The sequence below is a fragment of the Paraburkholderia sp. BR10872 genome (genome assembly GCF_040965835.1).
GTDB lineage: Bacteria > Pseudomonadota > Gammaproteobacteria > Burkholderiales > Burkholderiaceae > Paraburkholderia > Paraburkholderia nodosa_A.
On sequence record NZ_JBFRCN010000008.1, the window covers coordinates 102,447 to 121,482 of the forward strand.

The following is a 19,036-nucleotide window of genomic DNA, read 5'->3' on the forward strand; positions in this document are numbered from 1 at the left end:
GGACGAGCAACGGCGCAAGCTGGTCGCCGTCTGAAGCGAACCCTTTGCAGACCGCAGAGTGGATCGATCTGTCGGTCGCGGCGCCGGTGTGGCAAGCGTTACCGAACATGAACGTCCCACGGGACTCCGAGCGTGACTCCTCGGACTCAAAGTAGTACGTGCGCCCATCAAATATCGAGGTAAGCGCGTGAGTCGGGTCGACCGAATATCCGTTGACCGGATCGCGCGGAGGGCCGGCGTCTTGGGGTTGATGTTCGCGAGGTTCTCGACGGTATCCGCCCATGCCGCAACTCATCCCGCCGCGTCGCATCAGAACGAAAACAGCGAGCGCAAGCAAGATCCACAACCAGTCTTGTGATAGCCATTCCATCATGCTTCTCCACGATACAAGATTTCGCGAACCCAGGCGAAAAGCGTCTTCCTACAGCAAAACCCCAGACGACGAACACGACAAACGGGTAGACGAACATACCCAGCGTGAAAGTGACGCCGGTATCGTGCTTGCGGAAGTCCAGGCCGTGAAACAGTGCATTCAGGAAGTCAATGCCGAGCGCGGGCCACGCCGCATATAGTGCGGCGCATACCGTGTAGCTGGTCGCGAGCGTCAATGCAATGGCGACCCCGAATTTCCAGTACGGCTTCATGTTCATGACCAGCTCCCGCAACGACTCAGGCGCATTGATTCCGCGCGCAGATCGCCTTCACTACGCGGACATCGTAGCGACGCGGAGTGGGCGTGAATTGATCGATATCAAGCGGCCATGCAAAGGAAATCGCCCGCCCCCCGGACACTTCCTTGAGCTTGCTGGTGCCGCGACCTGCAGCATCAAGAGCGTGCGCTCGTTTCCGTCCGACCTCACCGCCATGGCGTTTGAGTATAAGGAGAAACCGAATTTCTCCGTCAGCAACGAAGCGGATATTGCCAGACCGCCCCGCGTCGAGTTCGACACGACGCAAGGGGGCCGCCCGGCGGCTGCTGGGGCCACCAATTGAATGTGCTGGAGAAAGTCTCGCTGGCGCTGATTGCCGCGTTCGCGCTGTGTCTGACGCCGCAGGTAGGCGCTGAGGTCGCGGTTCCGCCCTTGACGGCACGTGTGACGGACCAGACCGGTACGCTCACCCCGGAGCAGGTGGGCGAACTGGAGCAGACGCTGCAGGCATTTGAGAAGAGAAAAGGCACTCAGATCGCCGTGCTGATTGTTCCGACGACCGGCGAAGAGACGATTGAGCAGTATTCGCTGAGGGTCGTCGAGCAATGGAAACTCGGACGCAGGCAGGTGGATGACGGAGCGCTTCTCATCGTGGCGAAGGACGACCGTGCGTTACGCATCGAGGTTGGCTACGGCCTTGAGGGCGCTCTCAACGATGCCATCAGCAGCCGCATCATCCGCGAAATCATTGTGCCGCGATTCAAGGAAGGCAACTTCTACGACGGTATCGCAGCGGGTGTCAATCAGATGATCCGGGTGGCGGACGGTGAGCCATTGCCTCCTCCGCAGCCCCACGCAGGCCCGGGTTCGCCGGATGTCTGGAAACTCGCGCCCGTCATCTTCATGCTCGCAGCCGTATTCGGCGGCATGCTGCGTTCTGCACTCGGCCGATTGCCCGGCGCTGTGGTCGCTGGAGGGGGCGCGGCGCTCATTGCATGGCTGCTGACCGCCGGCATACTGGTAACGGTGGCTGCTGGCGTGATTGCCTTCCTCTTTACGCTGACAGGTGCGGGCATGGGCGCCTACGTCGGAACATACGGCATCGGACGCCACAACGGCGGGTTCAACAGAGGCGGACGTGGTGGATTTGGCGGTGGCGGTGGTGGATTCGGCGGCGGTGGTGCGTCGGGCAGGTGGTAAGCATGGAACTCAGCCGAATCGTCAGGCACCTCCTCACGACTCACTGGAAGGTCAGGCGCGCTTTTCCACCCGCCACACTGATGGCAATCGGGCAAGCCATCAGGGCTTGCAATGCCGCACATGTCGGGGAAGTCTGCTTTGCGGTTGAAGGTGCGCTCCACAGTGCGCACCTCTTCCGCGGGCAATCGCCACGTGAGCGCGCGATCGAGGTGTTCTCGCAATTGCGGGTCTGGGACACCGAGCACAACAATGGCGTGCTGATCTACGTGTTACTCGCGGACCGCGCGGTTGAAATCGTCGCGGACCGGGGAGTTCATGCGCGAGTCGGCGCAACGGGGTGGCAGGAGATCTGCGAATCCATGGAGGCGGAATTTCGCAGTGGAGCGTACCGGGACGGCGCGGTCCACGGAATTCAGGCGGTAGCCAATCACCTTACAAGACACTACCCGGCCGCTGGCCCTGACCGTGACGAGCTGCCCGATGCGCCTGTGGTGCTGTGATGCGGTACCGGTTGGCATCCCCGTTCCTTCGGCGTGGCGTCGAGCCACCACCAGGGGAGCCGTAACGTGTGCGACCGGGAGTCAAGCAAACACTCCAGCGCGACGGACGCGGGCGGCGCGAGGAAGAGCACGTCAGCCAACAGGGCCGGCCGGCGAATCCGCAGCCTGGTGGATCTGCACGCATGGCTGCTTGCTGCCGTGGGAGTAGCGATGGTGCTGGTCGGCGCATATTTCATTTTCCTTCGACCGCCCCTGCTGCCCTCGGACATGCGCTACCTGGCGGTGTCGACCGCACAGATCCAGGCTGACGCGCCGCGGCTCATGTTGTGGCTCCGATGGGTCTTCACGGTTCTCGGAGGCTACATTGCCTCTACGGGCGTTCTCTTCGTACACCTCGCTGTGGGCGCATTCGCCGAACGAAAACGATACGCCATTGTTGTGGCCCTGGTGGCGGGCGGCTTTTCAATTGGCATGATGAGCGTCGTCAAGCTCATCATTGATTCGGATTTCAAGCAGGTTCTCCTGGTCCTCGCGGCAATGTGGGGCGCCGCGCTTGTCTTCGCGTGCCGCGGGAAGGGTGCTCACGTCAGTTGATTTGGGTCAAGCATCTCGTCCCGCGCGAGCGTAGGTTGCAACAAACGCCGTCAGTCTGACTGACGGCGGCGACTGCGGAGTCCTGTATGGAACATGGTGGCCAGGAGCGGAAACCGGGCGGATTCGGGCGTTCGCGCACAAACATCGTGCTGATCGGATTCATCGCGATTGGTGCGTTTTACCTGGTGACAGAGCACCGGGCGCATCTGCTGGGCTGGTTGCCGTACCTGCTCTTTCTCGCATGTCCATTGATGCATCTGTTCATGCACCATGGACATGGCGGAGGTGGTCATGGCGAGAGGGCGGGCAGAAATGAACCCGATCGCGACGGGAATACCAGTTCCCATCATCACTGACAGGACCATCGACAGGAGCCAGTCATGCACGACAATCCTCCCGCCTACGGCCTGTGGTTGCTGGTCATCCTGAACTCGGCCTTTTTCATCTTCTTTGCCTTCACGTTCTTCAAGCCGAAGACGAAGCGCGACTGGCGTTCGCTGGGGGCGTTTTCGGCCTTCATCGTGGCGCTCTTCACGGAGATGTACGGCTTTCCGCTGACCATTTACCTGCTCTCAGGCTGGCTGCAGACTCACTATCCGCAGACAGACTGGTTTTCGCACGACGCGGGGCACCTGCCGGAAATGCTGTTTGGCTGGAAGGCAAACCCGCACTTCGGGGCATTCCATCTGCTGAGCTTCGTATTCATCGGCGGCGGCTTCTGGCTCATCTCAGCCGGCTGGCAGGTGCTTTATCGTGCCCAGCGCAGCCATACCATGGCAAGGACTGGGGTCTACGCATCGATACGTCATCCCCAGTATGTCGGCTTCGTGCTGATCATGTTCGGCTTCCTGCTGCAATGGCCGACGTTGTTGACGCTTGGCATGTTTCCGGTGCTCGTGTACATGTACACACGACTGGCGCGTTCGGAAGAACGGGAATCGCTCGCTGAATTTGGCGAGACATACCGTCAGTACATGAACGAAGTCCCTCCCTTTATTCCGCGCCTCGGTGCGCGTCATGGTGGCCCGACGCGCGGCCGCGCCGGTCGGAGCTGATCGGGGCGCATCAGGGAATCCAAACACGAGCACCAGATCAAGCGGCTTGATATCACCCGGCGACTGCTCGCGACACTGCGCATTCCAAAGCTGTTGTTCGCATTGAAAGATCCTTCTGCAGCTGCGCCTGCGGCGTCACTGCGCCATTTCGGCACGGTGCTCCCAATCGAGCTCTCGCGCAGGCCGTGCTGATGGCGGCCGCCGCGATGGTCCCGAGTCCACTGCCAGACACGACGTAAGCCAACCGGCTTTTTGCGTTCACTCCGGGCTTGTAAGCTGGACGGCGCCTCGCAGTTGCGGCTGGAACGTGCCCTTCGTCCCTGGACGCACCTCCGGAACTTGACCTTCCCACTGTGGGAAGGCCAATAATGTTTTTGAGAGCGGCGGGTGTCCCGCCTGGGAGAAAGTGATGAACATCGGCGTGGTGGCGAAATCTTCGGGTGTCTCGGCCAAGATGATTCGCCACTACGAGGAATCCGGGCTGATCCGCCCGGCGACACGAACCGGCTCGAACTATCGGACGTACACGGCGAGAGACGTCGAGATCCTGCGATTCGTACGCAGGGCACGGCATCTCGGACTTTCGATCACGCAAATTTCCGCGTTGCTGGCACTTTGGGAAGACCGCGAACGACCCAGCAGCGAGGTCAAGCAGATGGTCACGCAGCACATCGATGACCTGAACGAGCGCATCCGCGAACTCGTGGAGATGCGCGATACGCTCCAGTATCTGGCGGCGCACTGCAAGGGAGACTCGCGCCCGGACTGCCCGATATTGGCGGAGCTGGCAGGCCAACCGCGTTGCAGTTGATCCAGGACAGAGCCCAGGACGCCCAAACTGTGTACGAATGAATCGAACCCTGAATGGAGTTAAGGAATGGAACTCGAGATCAAGGATATGACCTGCGGTCACTGTGCAGACGTCGTGACGAAGGCCATCGAGGTTGTCGATGCAAACGCGCAAGTCGATATCGATCTGAACACCAAGCTCGTTCGCGTTTTATCGGAGCATGCGCCGGGCGAATTCGTCGCGGCCATCCAGCAAGCCGGATATAGCCCTACCGAACTTCGCTGATTTGCCGGATCTCAGCAGCCCGGTTACGGCAACGCATATGCGTGCGTCTTCAGTGCAAACGAGCTCGGTCCGAGCCATGCGCGAACCCGATCGAGTCTGTGCGGGTATCAAGGGAGCGTCGAGATGAGCAGTCAAGGCAGCAAAGACCGGTCTTGTCACCAACAGAATTCCGGGCACTCGTTGTCGGGCGCGCATCACTCGCACGGCGCGAATGAGCACGATGCGAGTGCCGAACCCGAGCACGGCGCGCGTGCCCATCACGGTGAAAGCAACCACGCGCATGCGGGTGCCGGAGAACCGCTTCGGGACCCGGTCTGCGGAATGAACGTAACAAACAACTCGAGCTTTCATACCGGGCACGGCGGCAAGGAATACTACTTCTGCAGCGACGCATGTTTGGCGAAGTTTCAGTCTGCCCCGGAGAAGTACGTCGAAGCCCCGTCAGCTGAGCCTGCACCACCAGCACCGGTGGGCACAATCTACACGTGCCCGATGCATCCGGAGATACGCCAGGACCACCCAGGCCAGTGCCCCAAGTGCGGCATGACCCTGGAGCCGATTCTGCCCAGCCTCGACGAGGGCGAGAATCCGGAGTTGGTCGATTTTCGGAGTCGCTTCTGGTGGACGCTGCCGCTGACCGCAGTCGTCTTTGTGCTGGCGATGTTCGGCCATCGACTCGGGCTGATGGCCGCGTCGACCGAGAGCTGGGTTGAGTTCCTCTTGTCCACCCCTGTTGTCCTGTGGGCTGGTTTCCCGTTTTTTGAGCGGTGTGCGCGCTCGTTCCTTAACCGCAGCCCGAACATGTGGACGCTCATCGGACTCGGGACAGGCGCTGCCTACATATACAGCGTCGTCGCCACCGTCTTCCCGGGGTTGTTTCCTGAGACATACAGCGCCCACGGCCGGGTCAGTGTCTACTTTGAAGCCGCGGCAGTCATCATTTCACTCACGCTGCTCGGACAACTCCTCGAGCTGACGGCTCGCTCGCAAACGTCTGCCGCCATCAAGGCGCTTCTTGGGCTCGCGCCCAAGACCGCCCGACGCATCAACCCGGACGGTTCCGAGGCAGATGTCCCGTTGTCCAACGTGCACGTTGGAGACCTGCTTCGCGTCCGGCCGGGCGAGAAGGTCCCGGTGGATGGCGTCGTGACGGAGGGTGCAAGTTCACTCGACGAATCGATGATTACCGGGGAACCCATTCCCGTGACGAAGCGCGTTGGCGACCATGTCATTGGCGCGACGACGAATGCGACAGGCAGTCTAATCATCCGGTCCGAAAAGGTAGGCTCGCAAACCGTGCTGTCGCAAATCGTGCAGATGGTCGCTCAGGCACAACGGTCCAGGGCGCCAATGCAGCGGATGGCTGACAAGGTTGCCGGCGTGTTCGTCCTTGTCGTCGTCGGCATCGCGCTTCTGACGTTCCTGCTGGGGGGCCTGTTTGGGCCCGAGCCCAGCTGGATATTTGGTCTCATCAACGCGGTCGCGGTGCTGATTATCGCGTGCCCTTGCGCGCTGGGACTTGCAACACCGATGTCCATCATGGTCGCCAGTGGCAAAGGCGCATCGAGCGGGGTTCTCTTTCGCGACGCGGCCGCGATTGAGAATTTGCGCAAGGTCGACGTGCTGATTGTCGACAAGACAGGAACATTGACTGAAGGTCGTCCAGCCTTCGAACGGGCTGCGGGCACGAATGGCTACACGGCTGAAAAGGTACTTCGACTGGCGGCGAGTGTTGACCAGGGCAGCGAGCATCCACTTGCCGCAGCGATTGTCGCGGCTGCCCGCGCGAAGAACCTGGCCCTGGAGCGCGCCGAGGACTTCGAATCTGCGACAGGCATAGGTGTGCGAGCGCTCGTTGCCGGCAGGAAGTTGGCATTGGGCAACACCGCGCTGATGCAGGCGGATTCCATATCGGTCGAGCCGCTAGCCAGGGAGGCGGACAGCATGCGAGCACAGGGGGCAAGCGTCATGTACCTGGCTGTTGATGGTTGCCTGGCCGGGTTGCTGGCCGTCGCCGACCCGATCAAGGCGACGACGCCGGAAGCACTCGCGAGGTTGAAGGAAAACAGCGTTCGTGTCGTGATGGCGACCGGCGACGGTGTAGTGACGGCAAAGGCGGTTGCCGGGAAACTTGGTATCGACGAATTCCATGGCGAGGTCAAACCTGCCGACAAACTCGATCTGGTGACGAAGCTTCAGCAAGCCGGGCATGTTGTGGCAATGGCTGGAGACGGGATCAACGACGCGCCGGCACTTGCGAAGGCTGATGTCGGCGTTGCCATGGGGACCGGCACAGACGTGGCGATGAGCAGTGCGCAGGTCACCCTTGTCAAAGGTGACTTGCGCGGCATCGTCCGTGCGCGGGAGCTGTCCGAGGCAACCGTCGCAAACATGAAGCAGAACCTTGGCTTCGCGTTCGTCTATAACGCGCTTGGCGTTCCTCTGGCTGCCGGGGTGCTTTTCCCGTTCACTGGATTGCTGCTCTCGCCGATGATCGCGGCGCTTGCCATGAGCTTGAGTTCCGCTTCGGTCATCTCGAACGCACTCAGGTTGCGTAATGCCCGAATCTAGCTTTGATGTTGCGGGAGACCGGATGCATCAACTCCTCTTGCGCCGTGCGTTCGAGCGCATTACGGCTGGCCGTTTCCGGGAACTTTGAGAAAGCGGAATATAGATGAAGGCGTTTAACCGGCACCCCGCTCAGGCGTACATTCGAAACCGGGATTGGACATTCCTCCCATGTGAATGTTTAGGATGTGCCAATTCTTTAAAGTCAAGGCCTCGATGTCTCACTGGCGTGCGTTCCCTTTCGCAATGCTGCTAATCCTGGCGGTCCAGCGGCTCGTCGGTCCTGAGAAGCTCGCATATAGGGTGCCGGTCCATTGTCGGGCGCGTCACTTGTATAACGGTTTCGATGAAGAATGCAAATTGCGGAAGAGCGTGGTCAGATGTTTCTTCGGTCGCGGGAAAGCAGGCGTATGGCGGCCCGTCATCTGGTCGGCGATGGCCCCCCGACGTCCACGGATGCGATCGAAGCTATGCTCGCTATAGCCGAGTCCAACCATGGCAAATACAGATACCGCGAACGTTATAATCCGGCCGCCAATCGCCTGGGCGGTCGCGGTGATTGCCGGGCTCGCACTCGACCGACTCGCGCCCTTGCCGTTCGTTCCGGCCGTGGTACCTTGGGTAATCGTCCTTTTCGTGCATGTATGGTGGCGACGGCGGTACAAAATCCACAGCAGATCAGTTCTATTCGCTGGTCATGTAAGCATTCGTATTCATTCGAAAATTCTATCGCCTCGTTTGTGTTATCGCGACACAACCCACCAGAGTGTCGCCCCGATGGCGAGCCGACGCAAAGCAGCCAACTCCGTATGAACCTTCAATCCACGAGCGCAAATGACGTTGACGGAGGTGAACATGTCATCAGACCGGAATCACTTTGATGCGATCGTCATTGGATCAGGGATCGGCGGCCTCGCATTCGCGACGGCCCTGGCTAGATACGGCAAAGCCGCGCTGGTCCTCGAGCGCATTGTTTCCGCTGGGACGTAGGCCTGCACTATCTGGGCGAGATGGGCCCGGTCGGCGAGGCGCACGCGATCATTGACTGGCTCTCTGGCAATGCCATTACGTTTGCATCGCTAAGCAAGACATACGACATCGTCCACTTCCCCACTTCCCCATTTCCCCGACAATTTCACGGCTTCATTCACGCGTCCGAAGGCCGCGTTCGCGAACGATTTGAAATCCCGATTTCCCGATTCCGCAGCGACAATCGACCCGTTCTTCGACGCGCTCGACGCGGCCGTTCACGCTGGGAAAGCGCTCTTCACGTCCCGGGCGCTCTCAGGCTTCCTCGGTGAGATCTACAGCCTCTGGCACAAGCGCGATGTTCTCAAGTGGTGGGGGCGAACTGGTTCGTTGGGATACCCGTATCAACGACCAGCTCCTCGCGGACGGTGGCCATGTCGGCGCTGAAATGAGTTTGCGTGTGCTGGCCTACAACCTCAAACGCGTCATCAGGATTCTCGGGTTCGCAAAGACAATGCGTGCAATGAAGCTGGCAGGCGCTTGAACTCGCGCGCCGACGCTATTCGTCGGTAAATGCAATTACGCTATCTGTCCGTGTGCCGCCTCAGCGCAATTGCGCTCCCAACCGGGCGTCGCCGGTAGGGTGTTCTGCGTGTTCTTACACGGTCTCGGCCAACTGCAGCCTTTGGCCAGGAAGACATTGAACGATCCACGTCCGCAATGCCGCCGAATGCGGCCAATTTCACATACGTTTTACTGGCCGTTGCCTGGCTAACGTGCGGGTATCTTCGCTGGAAGCCCGGTTGCGCTAATGACACTACTAGCTGTACTGGCGCGCAAAAGCGGGGCGAGTAGAAAGAGGCTGGAGCGTCTGCTGTGCGACGCAACTGACGAGCAATGCATCGATCTGGTCCAATGCGCAGAGAGGAAGATCCTGTGCAAGCAGTATGCGAGCCTCGTAGGTACGGTTTCGACATGCAGGCTTGTCTGAAATAGCGCGTTCCAACAAATCGATAAATCGGGTGATTTCGGCGAGCAGAGCCTTCCGATCGATAGATCCGGTGTCGACGGCCACATTCCGAAGGGCGGCGGCCAGTACGAGAAAATCGCTGATCTCTGAAGTCATTCCGAAGCCGTCCATTGCAGCTCTCCCTGTGAATGATCACAGCTTGCGCGCTTGCTGCCTGAGTCACTGTACTGCATTTCGGACGAAGGTGGGGCGTCCGAAAGGCATGCATTTTGGCAAGCGATGATGCACGGGGTCTCGGGTGTCTGAGAATTGCCTGCTACGGTCCTTGAACGCTGCCGCGCCCTCCGTACCGTCGAATATCGGCGGCGCGATCTTAGCTCTCTTCGGCTTTGCTCGATTGATAGCTGCCCCCGAAGGGAAGCGTATCCAGTCGTCGATCGTGCTTTCGGAATCTTGAAAATGCCGATGCGTACGCGTCTCTAAGGATAAGTGTTCTTCTTATAATGGTACGGGTCGGTCACCCTGCTCCCGTAGTATTTGCATATTCTGGTGGCATCCCACAGACTGTCCGGCCGTCACCACGCCAAAAGTCATCCGAGCCTCGGCACTGCAAAGTTCCATCTGAGCGCTCGAATACAAACAGAAGTTCAGGAGAGCCGGCAGGCAAGAGATAGCGAGATTTTTTGAGTCCCCCCTGGAACCGATCGAATAGCATGCGCTCCGGGAACGGGTCATGAGTCTCATGTGCCGCGCGCTCCTGCTGTGTGTCGGCCGCGACTACTTCTCACTCTGACCACGTAAACAGCGGAACAGCGTCGACAGGTGGTGAACATAAGCAGCATTTCTCCCAGTTCAGCAAGTAGCCGGCCTAACCCTGCCGCCTGAGTTCCACCGACGGCACCGTCTGTGATCTGCTGCGTCGTGCCGGCCTGAGGTAACCCGATTGACGAAAACCCACCGCGCATAATCTGAAGTGCAGCCTCGGCCGCCTCGGCAAGTTTCATCAGCAATTCAGCGCTGGACTTCGCGTCGTCGGGCTCGCCGGACGCGGCAATGGGCACAGACGGCAACCGTCGCGGGAAGTCACGCCGCGGTCGGCAGATCAGGTCCTTGCAGGCCACGGCATGCGATACGGGAAAGGCTTCCATCAGCATTCCTCTGGAAAAAATAAACGTCGTCACCTGCGATCGGCTTCGGTGATGACTCGCGCGCAACAGTTCGCCCTTGCGTCCTCAGCCGGCACCACGCCCCAGTCACCGCACACGTGGCGCTTGATATGCGGGTCGGCGGCTATGTTGGACCAAAGTCTCTCACTGATCCCTCGCTTGGGCGATCTATCGCAATCCTCTCTAAATAATGAAAAGCCAGCCCCTCAAATCGCTACGTTGAAACAGGAAACAAAGTTGTCGGCCGGCAACCGCTACCAGAAAACGCAGGTGACTATTTCAGTTTGAACCGGAATATTGCATTCGTCAGTCAAGCGTCTATATTCGACAGACGGAATGTGACTCCTGTTCGCCACTCATGTCCTGATGGGAGTGAGTTGACGTCGCACTCCATGGTCAAAGGAGCAAATCATGGGTTGGCTGAAACTTGCGCTGATCGCAGGGACTGTAATCGCCATAGCGAAGGGTATCCAGCTATTCAACAGGTATTGCCGGCGTCGCTTCGGCCATTCGTTTTTCACGATTCGAAGTTTCTGGATAACGGCGATCGCAATCAATCTGATCTGGTGGGGGCTTTACTTTTGGGCTAGCGCAACGCTCCACCACACGCCCCGGTCCGATGGGCTCATTCTCATTGCCCTTGGACTCGTGGCAACAGGATGGTTACTCTACGAGAACATCCGCAATACCGATCCGCTTTACGGCATCGGAGGGTCAGCTCTTCAGCTTTCCGTGTTCTTTCCGTTGGCGGTCTGCAGCTTTCCGCTCCTTGCAGTCGCGATGGTGGTCACGGTCATCGCATCGTACAAGGCTGGACCTGCGTGGTTCATCGATTCCTGAAACCGACTGACGCGTGTTCCCGTTCTCGTTCTATCGCTCTCGTCTGCAGTTCGAAGTTAGAACAGTCCCACAGGATCTTTCGTGTTTCACACAGCAGGTATGAGGAGGAAACCGCGGAACGAACACGTCCGCGCGCCGCCGCTTACCACCTGCCCACGGAATGGATCGGCATCGCCATTCATATCTGCTCTGCTCACCGCTCCACGCGGGCATCCGGATCGTCTGGAAACAGTTCCCGTTGGGGATCACTGCGTTCAGTGCGATGGAACCCACGCTCACGCATCGAGCTACGATGACGCCCCCCTTCCGTCCAGTCAGTAAGCCCGGGGCCGGGCGAGTCTTGCTGTACCGGCATCGTCTGCACGAAGTCGGTGACCACTTCCGCCAGGCTCCGATCATCAGAGCTTTGTGAGCCGGCCATCGCGTGAGCAACACCTCGCCATAATTGGAGCGTCCCGGCGTGGGCATGCCACAAGGCAAGGCGGGTCGGCTCGTCCAGCTCCCGTCGCCAGTGACGCGGTGTTTCTCCGCGCGCCGTCATTTGCACGACCGCCTGCTTTGGATAGCGTCGCGTTTCACCGCGGGCGCTGCGCAGCGTGGCATTAGCCTCAACCCCGAGCTCGCGCAGCTGTCCCGCAAACCGTTCGCGCCAGCGTTGCAGGTCCTGTTTGCGTGGGTTGAGCCGCCTGCCGTCCGGCCCGCGTACCTGTACGCTCAAATGCACGTGCGGGTGCGCTTCGTCGTCGTGCGCAGCAAAGACGTACCGTCTGCCGTCGCCGAATTCCGCAGCCGCGAATGCGCGCGCGGCATTGCGCACGGCCTGCCGGTCGGTGCCTGGTGGCATAGACAGCAACACGTTGAACACCTCGCGCCTGCGGCTTTCCTCCGGAATACCCCAGCCACCCAGGTGCCATGCGTCTGTCAGGTCGTGCAGCGCCTCACGACCCAATACGGTCAACCCGTCCTGGTCCTCGAGTTCCACCTTCCCGTTGCGCGAGATGTAGCGCAGATGACGGCGCACCGCGCCCATGCCCTGTGCGCCCGACGCCTTGTTCGTGATCTTTACCATCACCTCAGGGGTCCGCCTGAGCGTGCGTGCAATCTGCTCGCGCACGCGTCGCACTTCCCGCCCGAGCTCACCGCGCGACATACGCGGCGCTCGCACATGCCGTAGCGGATCATGAAAGAGCCGATCGCCCCAGTTCAGCAGCATCTGGTCGACGTAGGTCTTTGGGAACGACATGTTATCGGCTCCAGCGATCGAGATTGGCGCGTAGCACCTGCGTGACTGAACGCAGGTGCGTATCAATCACGGTACGGGCTCCCTCGAACACGCGCACCGCGTCATGTGCATCACCGTGCGCCTGCAACCGGCCGAGCAGCGTCACGAGGGTGGCCAGTTGCTGGTTCGAATCCGCAAGCAGCAGCATCTCGCGCTCGCCCAGTTGCGGCTCATGCACGAGCTGCGCGCGGACCATGGCAACCACCCAGCGATTGACGTTCAGCCCAGCCGACAACGCACGCTGACTGGCCGCTTCGAGTTCCTCCTGCGTGAGCCGGATTTCGATGCGTTCGCGATGCCCGCTGACCACAGGATGGTGTTGTTCATGACTGGTCGCCCTGCCTTGCGACTCGTCCTGGCTCAGCAGATCGTGGACCAGTAGCCGGACGCCATCGGCCGCCGTGACGCCATGAAGAGCGCACCACGCCTCCCAGCGTGGCTTCGCCGGCCCCAGATCCACACACAGTCGCGCCCGCGTGGTCATATACGCACTCCTAAAGGGACGGAGGCGCGGGTTCTTCCCGGCCACGTTCAACCTCGCGGGCCGCAACGCGCTCCGCCACCGCACGGGGGCGACGGTTTCGTGTGGAAGGCGCCTGCGGTTCGAACACGCGCGGCGGTGGCACGGTGACGCCCTCGGCCACGAAGGCCTCCAGTAGCCGTTGCGCATGCTGCTGCACCCGCGCGATGGATCGCTCGCTTAGGCCATGCTGCCGCATCGCGGCAGTCAGCACCGCCATCTGCACGGCGCGCTCATCAGGGGAAGCGCGCGGAGGCTCACGCCTGCGCGCGGCGTGTACGGGTTCCGATGCTGCCGGCTCCGCAGCCTTAGCCCCTCCGGGCTCACCCTTTTCCCCGACCGCCCCGGGGCGAGAGTGCGTGCGCTCCTGCCCCACTACGTCGACCTGCCAGGTATTGCGATAGACCTCCTTCTCCGCTTCACCCGTCACGTTTCCCCTCTCATCGATAACGGGCACCGCCACCGACACAAGGTGCCGGCGAAGATTTTGGAGCGTGACCTGCTGTCCGGCAAGCGCGCCGGACTCCGCAACAGCCCTTGCGAGATCCACACCCCACACGACGTGATCCGCACCGCCCGCATCACGATAGACGACGTAATACGAGTCACTGCGTGCGGGATTGTGCTGGTACGGTGCGCCGCCGTGCTCAACCAGCTTGCCGGCGTAGCGCTGCCGCTCCTCGTTCTCGGACTCTGCAACGCGTGGCGCCGGTTCAGAGGCGGGAGCTGGTGGCAGCGGCGGCGCAGACAGCGGCGGCGCCGAAGCCATCTCCGGCTGCCGGGAAGCGTCGGGCTTCCCTGTTTGCACCGTCAAAGATTGCGCAGAGCGACGCGCCGTCGCGGATGCCTTCGTGACGTCCGCAGGAGCCCGCGCCGCTGCAGTCGTTTCCGTCACTTCGACGCGGTTCGTCATCCGGCCGCGACGGCCTTCGGCCAGGCGGGCCAGGTCGACGGCCTTCGGCTCGTACCCCGTCACTTCGATGCCCAGCAGCATTGCCTGGACCCACACTTCCCGCCGGAACTGCTGATGGCCCGACACCCGCACGCGCCTCCAAGACTTGGCGCGAACCATTTCCACCATCGACTCGACGACATCGGGGCGGTTATGTTCCGTCACCAGGTACGGGCCGATATCCTCGAACGCAAGCTGATGCGGCGTATCCTTCAGGAAATACTGGTTACCGGCCCGCAGGTACCGCGTTCGCACTATCTCCGGCGGATTGCCAAGAGGCAGCCACCGCATGGTGGCAGCCTCGTCGCTGCCCTTGGGCGTCGCCTGCTGCCATGCGGGTTGCTGTGCCGCAGCCTGCTGCGACGCTTGCGCCTGGGTGGCCTGAATGGCCTCGTCGCGCAGCCGTGCCCGCACTGCATCGAATTCGCGACGGCGGCGAGCGGCCAGTGTGTCGGCCGCCGTCTGGTCGAAACGATCTGCGCCTGCGGAGCCGCCCGGCGGATCCGGTAGAGGCGGCGGGACCGGCTCGATCACGTTGATAACCGGATCGTCCGCTGACGTGCCGGCAGGAGTAGTAGGGGTTGCGGTTTCATCCATCATGGACTCCTTCTGGTCGCTGGCTGACACAGCATCGGTCGCGATCAGCGTTGCGGCCCTTCGCCCTCCTCACGGCCGGTGCGCTCCTTCGACTGCGCGAGAGCGGCCGCCCGGGCTTCCCTGACACGCGTCCACGACGCGCCCCGCAACTGGTCGAGTGTCGCGTCGAGTTCGTTGCCGAAACCCACCTCGCGTGCCGACTTCTTGAGCGACGCAACCGTGCGCTCGAGCTGATCGCGCACACGGTCCCACGGATACACCTTCCCGCGATTGCCGTCGTAACCGATCTGGACCTCAGCGCCGTTGAGCCGCTGGTTCTCGTCCATCCACCGCAGCCGGTCCGAGACGAACTCCATGTTCGCCTTCTCGTGGAACACCACGCTGCGCGTGGACACCTCCTGGATCAGGAAGTGCTCGGTGTTGAACACCTCGCCACGATACGGACCGCCGTTCTCGCGAGGCGTCGCCATGCGGATCTGCGCGCCGAAGCGATGCTGGGCCAGGGCCTTGATCTCGCCCGGCACCTCGTCAAGTCCGTACAGCGGCTCGCCAGCCTGACGGCGCGCCGGTACCTCTGCTTCACGCGTCGGTGGTATGTCGGCCTTCTGCGATTCGTCCTCACGCCGATCCTGCTCCGGCGGCTGTGGCTGCTCCTGACGGACTGCTGGTGCCGGGCTTCCCTGCGGTGCCGGCTCCGATGCGTCCAGACTGCAGGAACTCCGGTGCGAGATACGACGCCGGCCCGGTGCCTCCGCGTCACCCACGAGTTTCTCCTTCACGTTGCCCATTTCACCCTCCTTCTGTGCATCGACCGATGCGTCCATAGCTACTATCTTTCCGTCGCCTTCCGCATCCACGACATCCCGCCTCATCGCCCCGTAGATCGACTCCCGTAAAAGCTCACCAACGGCTCGGGATCCCGACAGCACTGCCATGTCATCGAAGTCAGTCGGGATCCCGTTATCAATGCGGCCCCCCGGCGCAAAGCGCGGCTCCGCCAGCAGCGACGATGTACCAGCCGCAGCCTGCCTCGCGTGCTCATACCCGGCACCAAGATCGGCCAGCACAGCAATCTCCGCTTCCGGGTGCAGACCGCGCCACATCGCCGCCACTGGCCGCAGGTTGCCGCTTGACAGGGCAGCCACGCTGAACCAGCCGGTCGCCTGCCACACCGCCAATGCCGTTGCCACCCCTTCAGCGATCAGGATGGGCGTGAGCGCACCGTCGCGAAACTGACCCGGTTCTGCCACCCAGTAGCCGCCTGACTTCGCACCGCCCGCCAGCGCGGACTTGCGTCCTTCGGCATCGATCAGTTCCAGTGTCGATAGCGTCTCGCCGATGCGGACCGGTACCACCAGCACACGCCCCGAGAGCGCGACTTCGGCACAACGCGGTTCATAACCGAGCAACGCGTGCAACTCCTCGGCTTCGAGTTCGCGCAGCGTGGGGATCGCCCTGACCTGCTTGCGTTCAAGATAGGGATGGCCGGGAGCCACCGGCCTCGCCCAATTCCAGATGGCGAGCGCTTCCCGCGCGACCGCCGCCTGTCGCGTGCGCACACGGGCATCGAGTCGTGACGGGTCAACTGGCGGGTGGGCTGCAGACACGCGCGGTCGGTCCGCCGGGTCCATCGCGGCACGCGACGCCCTGACATCGAAGCCATGCTGCTGCGCGAGCCAGAAGAGCGACGCGAGCGTCTTGCCGCCCGTTTCGCCAGCCGAGCGCCACGTCACCCGCGCCGCGCGCTCACTATAGTTGTGGGCGGTACGGCTCCACGCGTCCCAGATGTCGAAGCCCGCCTCGCCGAATCCCTGCTTGAGCGCGAACGCCATGTCCACCCAAGTGCTGTAGTCTTCGGCAGGAATCGTCGCCAGCGCCGCGCGCGCACGCTCCTCCTCACTCACGTACCGGGCGTTCATCGGGGTTCTCCGTGAAGCGGGCCGACATTCGATCCGTCGCCAGCGCGCGATGCCGTTCGCCCGCGCTGGGTGCGAGGTGCGCCCTCGGTACGCGCAGACCTGCGCCTGGGCGCCCCATCATTGGGGCGCAATTCGGCCACGTCGAGATCAGACGGCGATAGCCGGCGCGCTGCCACGGCAACACGCGCAGCCGGTACCCCGAGTAGCATGAAGTGTCGCTCGGCATAGGCGGCCGCCTCGTCGTCGCTCACATCGTTGAGATGGCATGGCAAATCGCGCGGATCCCAGGCCTGGAGCACTTCCAGATACTCCGGTGGCAGGCGCATCACGCCGGCTTCATCCAGGTCGTCCGGCTGCACGTCCCTTACGCGGCGTTCGACCTGGGCCACGAAACGCACGAGGTCCATGGCCGGAATCGCCAGCGCCGCGCGCAGTCGGGAGGTAAAGACCGGGTCCCGCCAGTAACAGATCCGCTCAGCCAGGATTGGCTTCGTGTTTTCGAGCAGGATGATTTCCTTCTCGCGCCCGAGTTCCTTCAGTTCCTGCGGCAGCAGCAGCGGACGGCGTTGTTCGGAGAAGCTCTCGCTCGAGCCGCCCCGAGCGGCGAAAATCGCGTTCGAGCGGCTCACACTGCGCGAGCGGTCCGTGAAGGTGCCGAGCATCTCCGAGTATTCGTTCGCATCCTTCTGCTCACGTGGCGCGTAGATGATCTGCATCGCGTGATTCGTAATGAAGGTCCTCGCGTCCGCCCGACCATAGACCGACTCGAGCTGCGACACCGACTGCACGATCGAGAGCAGCCGCAGGTTGTATCCCGCCATGTAGGCGACTGCGCGGGCAATGATATGAATCTTGCCCACTGACGTGAATTCATCCATCAGCAGCAGGCACTGCACCTTCAGCTCGGGGTTGTCCTGGGGCAACTGCCGCGTGTTCAGGTTGACGAGTTGCGAGAACACGAGGTTGACGAGCAATGCAGCCTCGGTCAGGTGGTCCGGCGTGATGCCGATATAGACCGACATGCGCTGCCTGCGCACGTCGCGCAGGTCGAAGTCATTCGTGCTCGTCGCGGCATCGACGATCGGATTGGCCCAGATGGTCAGCGGCGCATTGAACGTCGCGAGGATGCTCGCAACAACCTTGTCGTCGTTCGCGAGAAAGCGGTTCAGCGCGTCAACACATGCGCCACTGAGCAGCCGTCGGTTCTGCAGCAGCGCCTGCTGCAGGTATGCTTTGACGGGCATGCCGTTGCCCGACGACTGCCGAAGCACTTCTCCCATCGTCACCGGATAATCAGGCACATCGGTGTTGCCGACACGGCGCGCATCGTGCCACTCGCACAACAGCAATACGATGCCGAGAAAGAGGTTGCGCGCCTGGTCCTTCCAGAAGTCATCGTGACCGCCGACCGGATACAGCGCGTATCCGATTGCGAGAATATCGCCGACACGCAATACGCCGTCCGAGATCGCCGACAGTGGGTTATACCGGTGCGTACGCCCGTTCTCGGCAAACGGATTGAACAGATAGACCTTGTGGCCATGCGCGCGCCGGAAGCCCGCCGTGAGGTTGAAGTTTTCCTGTTTGATGTCGAGCACGACCACCGAATCCGGATAGCTCAGCAGGTTGGGCACCACGATACCGACGCCCTTGCCCGAACGTGCCGGTGCCGCGAGCAGCACGAACTGCTGGCCCGTGAACCGCAGGTAGCGGCCGCGCCACACACCCACGACCAGCGGCGGGCCGTTATACGCGCCTGAAATCGCTGTCGTGCTCATAGCAGCCCTGCGCGGCGGATGTCCGCCTCGTTGGCGAACCGCGCGCTGCCGTAGAGACGCCGACGGCCGGAACGATCCAGCAGCGTGTACACGCCAAGCGCCGGCGCGCCAAACGCGAGCACGAGGCCAAACAGCGCCGCACCGGCGAGTCGCCGCCCTTCCTTTGGCAAACGTCCGTCGTACCATGCCAGCGCTGCATCGACCCAGACATGAAACCCGGCATGAAGCGGATTGAGATGCTGGCTCGCGACGAAGAAAAACGATGCGAGCCATTGGGCGAGGACCAGACCACCCGCAGAGGCGGCCACAATCGCCAGCGTCAACAGCGCGCACACTGTGTTATACACGCTGGCTGACTGTGCCGTTCCGGTTGCCTTTCCGATGTCCATGGCTTGCCCTCC

The 19,036-nt window shown here is 61.8% G+C and carries 19 protein-coding genes and 1 pseudogene; 11 read left to right on the top strand and 9 right to left on the bottom strand.

Annotated elements, in window-relative coordinates; all coding sequences use genetic code 11:
- Window positions 1–167: 167 nt before the first annotated feature.
- A complete protein-coding gene (locus AB4Y43_RS09205; protein ID WP_368727609.1) occupies window positions 168–650 on the bottom strand; it encodes a DUF5676 family membrane protein in 483 nt (160 codons plus the stop codon).
- A 181-nt stretch (window positions 651–831) separates the two neighbouring features.
- On the opposite strand from AB4Y43_RS09205, the pseudogene AB4Y43_RS09210 reads away from it, so the two are divergent.
- From AB4Y43_RS09210 to AB4Y43_RS09255, 10 genes and pseudogenes are all read left to right on the top strand, one after another.
- Window positions 832–993, top strand: a pseudogene (locus AB4Y43_RS09210) (LemA family protein); the annotation flags it as partial.
- Entirely contained in the window at window positions 990–1,850 is an 861-nt protein-coding gene (locus AB4Y43_RS09215; protein WP_368727610.1) for a YgcG family protein, read from the top strand. The pseudogene AB4Y43_RS09210 and the gene AB4Y43_RS09215, both read left to right, overlap by 4 nt.
- A gap of 2 nt (window positions 1,851–1,852) precedes the next feature.
- Window positions 1,853–2,350, top strand: coding sequence for a TPM domain-containing protein (locus tag AB4Y43_RS09220; protein ID WP_368727611.1), 498 nt, complete (start codon window positions 1,853–1,855; stop codon window positions 2,348–2,350).
- A gap of 66 nt (window positions 2,351–2,416) precedes the next feature.
- Window positions 2,417–2,944 (top strand): hypothetical protein, encoded by a 528-nt coding sequence (locus AB4Y43_RS09225; RefSeq protein ID WP_368727612.1) that lies wholly within the window; start codon window positions 2,417–2,419, stop codon window positions 2,942–2,944.
- A gap of 86 nt (window positions 2,945–3,030) precedes the next feature.
- Entirely contained in the window at window positions 3,031–3,300 is a 270-nt protein-coding gene (locus AB4Y43_RS09230; protein ID WP_368727613.1) for a DUF2933 domain-containing protein, read from the top strand.
- Between the two features lie 24 nt (window positions 3,301–3,324).
- Window positions 3,325–3,999 (top strand): isoprenylcysteine carboxylmethyltransferase family protein, encoded by a 675-nt coding sequence (locus AB4Y43_RS09235; protein WP_368727614.1) that lies wholly within the window; start codon window positions 3,325–3,327, stop codon window positions 3,997–3,999.
- Between the two features lie 409 nt (window positions 4,000–4,408).
- Entirely contained in the window at window positions 4,409–4,810 is a 402-nt protein-coding gene (cueR, locus tag AB4Y43_RS09240; protein ID WP_368727615.1) for a Cu(I)-responsive transcriptional regulator, read from the top strand.
- Window positions 4,811–4,876: 66 nt separating this feature from the next.
- Window positions 4,877–5,074: a heavy-metal-associated domain-containing protein gene (locus tag AB4Y43_RS09245; protein ID WP_368727616.1), complete on the top strand. Its 198-nt coding sequence runs from the start codon at window positions 4,877–4,879 to the stop codon at window positions 5,072–5,074.
- Window positions 5,075–5,197: 123 nt separating this feature from the next.
- A complete protein-coding gene (locus AB4Y43_RS09250) occupies window positions 5,198–7,645 on the top strand; it encodes a heavy metal translocating P-type ATPase (protein WP_368727617.1) in 2,448 nt (815 codons plus the stop codon).
- An 852-nt stretch (window positions 7,646–8,497) separates the two neighbouring features.
- A complete protein-coding gene (locus AB4Y43_RS09255; protein ID WP_368727691.1) occupies window positions 8,498–8,632 on the top strand; it encodes an NAD(P)-binding protein in 135 nt (44 codons plus the stop codon).
- A gap of 799 nt (window positions 8,633–9,431) precedes the next feature.
- Here AB4Y43_RS09255 and AB4Y43_RS09260 read toward each other — a convergent pair.
- Together AB4Y43_RS09260 and AB4Y43_RS09265 are read right to left on the bottom strand one after the other, a co-directional pair.
- Entirely contained in the window at window positions 9,432–9,752 is a 321-nt protein-coding gene (locus tag AB4Y43_RS09260) for a hypothetical protein (RefSeq protein WP_368727618.1), read from the bottom strand.
- 569 nt (window positions 9,753–10,321) lie between these two features.
- A complete protein-coding gene (locus AB4Y43_RS09265) occupies window positions 10,322–10,729 on the bottom strand; it encodes a hypothetical protein (RefSeq protein ID WP_368727619.1) in 408 nt (135 codons plus the stop codon).
- A 429-nt stretch (window positions 10,730–11,158) separates the two neighbouring features.
- On the opposite strand from AB4Y43_RS09265, the gene AB4Y43_RS09270 reads away from it, so the two are divergent.
- Window positions 11,159–11,587, top strand: coding sequence for a hypothetical protein (locus tag AB4Y43_RS09270; RefSeq protein WP_368727620.1), 429 nt, complete (start codon window positions 11,159–11,161; stop codon window positions 11,585–11,587).
- 193 nt (window positions 11,588–11,780) lie between these two features.
- Here the strand turns inward: AB4Y43_RS09270 and AB4Y43_RS09275 are convergent, their stop codons facing one another.
- The 6 genes from AB4Y43_RS09275 to AB4Y43_RS09300 are packed head-to-tail and all read right to left on the bottom strand — an operon-like array spanning window position 11,781 to window position 19,024.
- Window positions 11,781–12,830, bottom strand: a complete 1,050-nt coding sequence (locus AB4Y43_RS09275; protein ID WP_368727621.1) for a relaxase/mobilization nuclease domain-containing protein — start codon at window positions 12,828–12,830, stop codon at window positions 11,781–11,783.
- 1 nt (window position 12,831) lies between these two features.
- On the bottom strand, window positions 12,832–13,353 hold the full coding sequence (locus AB4Y43_RS09280) for a plasmid stabilization protein (protein WP_368727622.1): 522 nt from the start codon (window positions 13,351–13,353) through the stop codon (window positions 12,832–12,834).
- A 10-nt stretch (window positions 13,354–13,363) separates the two neighbouring features.
- Entirely contained in the window at window positions 13,364–14,941 is a 1,578-nt protein-coding gene (locus AB4Y43_RS09285; RefSeq protein ID WP_368727623.1) for an LPD7 domain-containing protein, read from the bottom strand.
- A 41-nt stretch (window positions 14,942–14,982) separates the two neighbouring features.
- Window positions 14,983–16,857 (bottom strand): PriCT-2 domain-containing protein, encoded by a 1,875-nt coding sequence (locus AB4Y43_RS09290; protein WP_368727624.1) that lies wholly within the window; start codon window positions 16,855–16,857, stop codon window positions 14,983–14,985.
- On the bottom strand, window positions 16,854–18,635 hold the full coding sequence (locus AB4Y43_RS09295) for a type IV secretory system conjugative DNA transfer family protein (RefSeq protein WP_368727625.1): 1,782 nt from the start codon (window positions 18,633–18,635) through the stop codon (window positions 16,854–16,856). Before AB4Y43_RS09295 ends, AB4Y43_RS09290 begins: the two co-directional genes overlap by 4 nt.
- The gene (locus AB4Y43_RS09300) at window positions 18,632–19,024 is read right to left on the bottom strand and encodes a hypothetical protein (protein ID WP_368727626.1); all 393 of its coding nucleotides are present in this window, start codon (window positions 19,022–19,024) and stop codon (window positions 18,632–18,634) included. The genes AB4Y43_RS09295 and AB4Y43_RS09300 overlap by 4 nt, the downstream gene beginning before the upstream one ends.
- Window positions 19,025–19,036 lie beyond the last annotated feature (12 nt).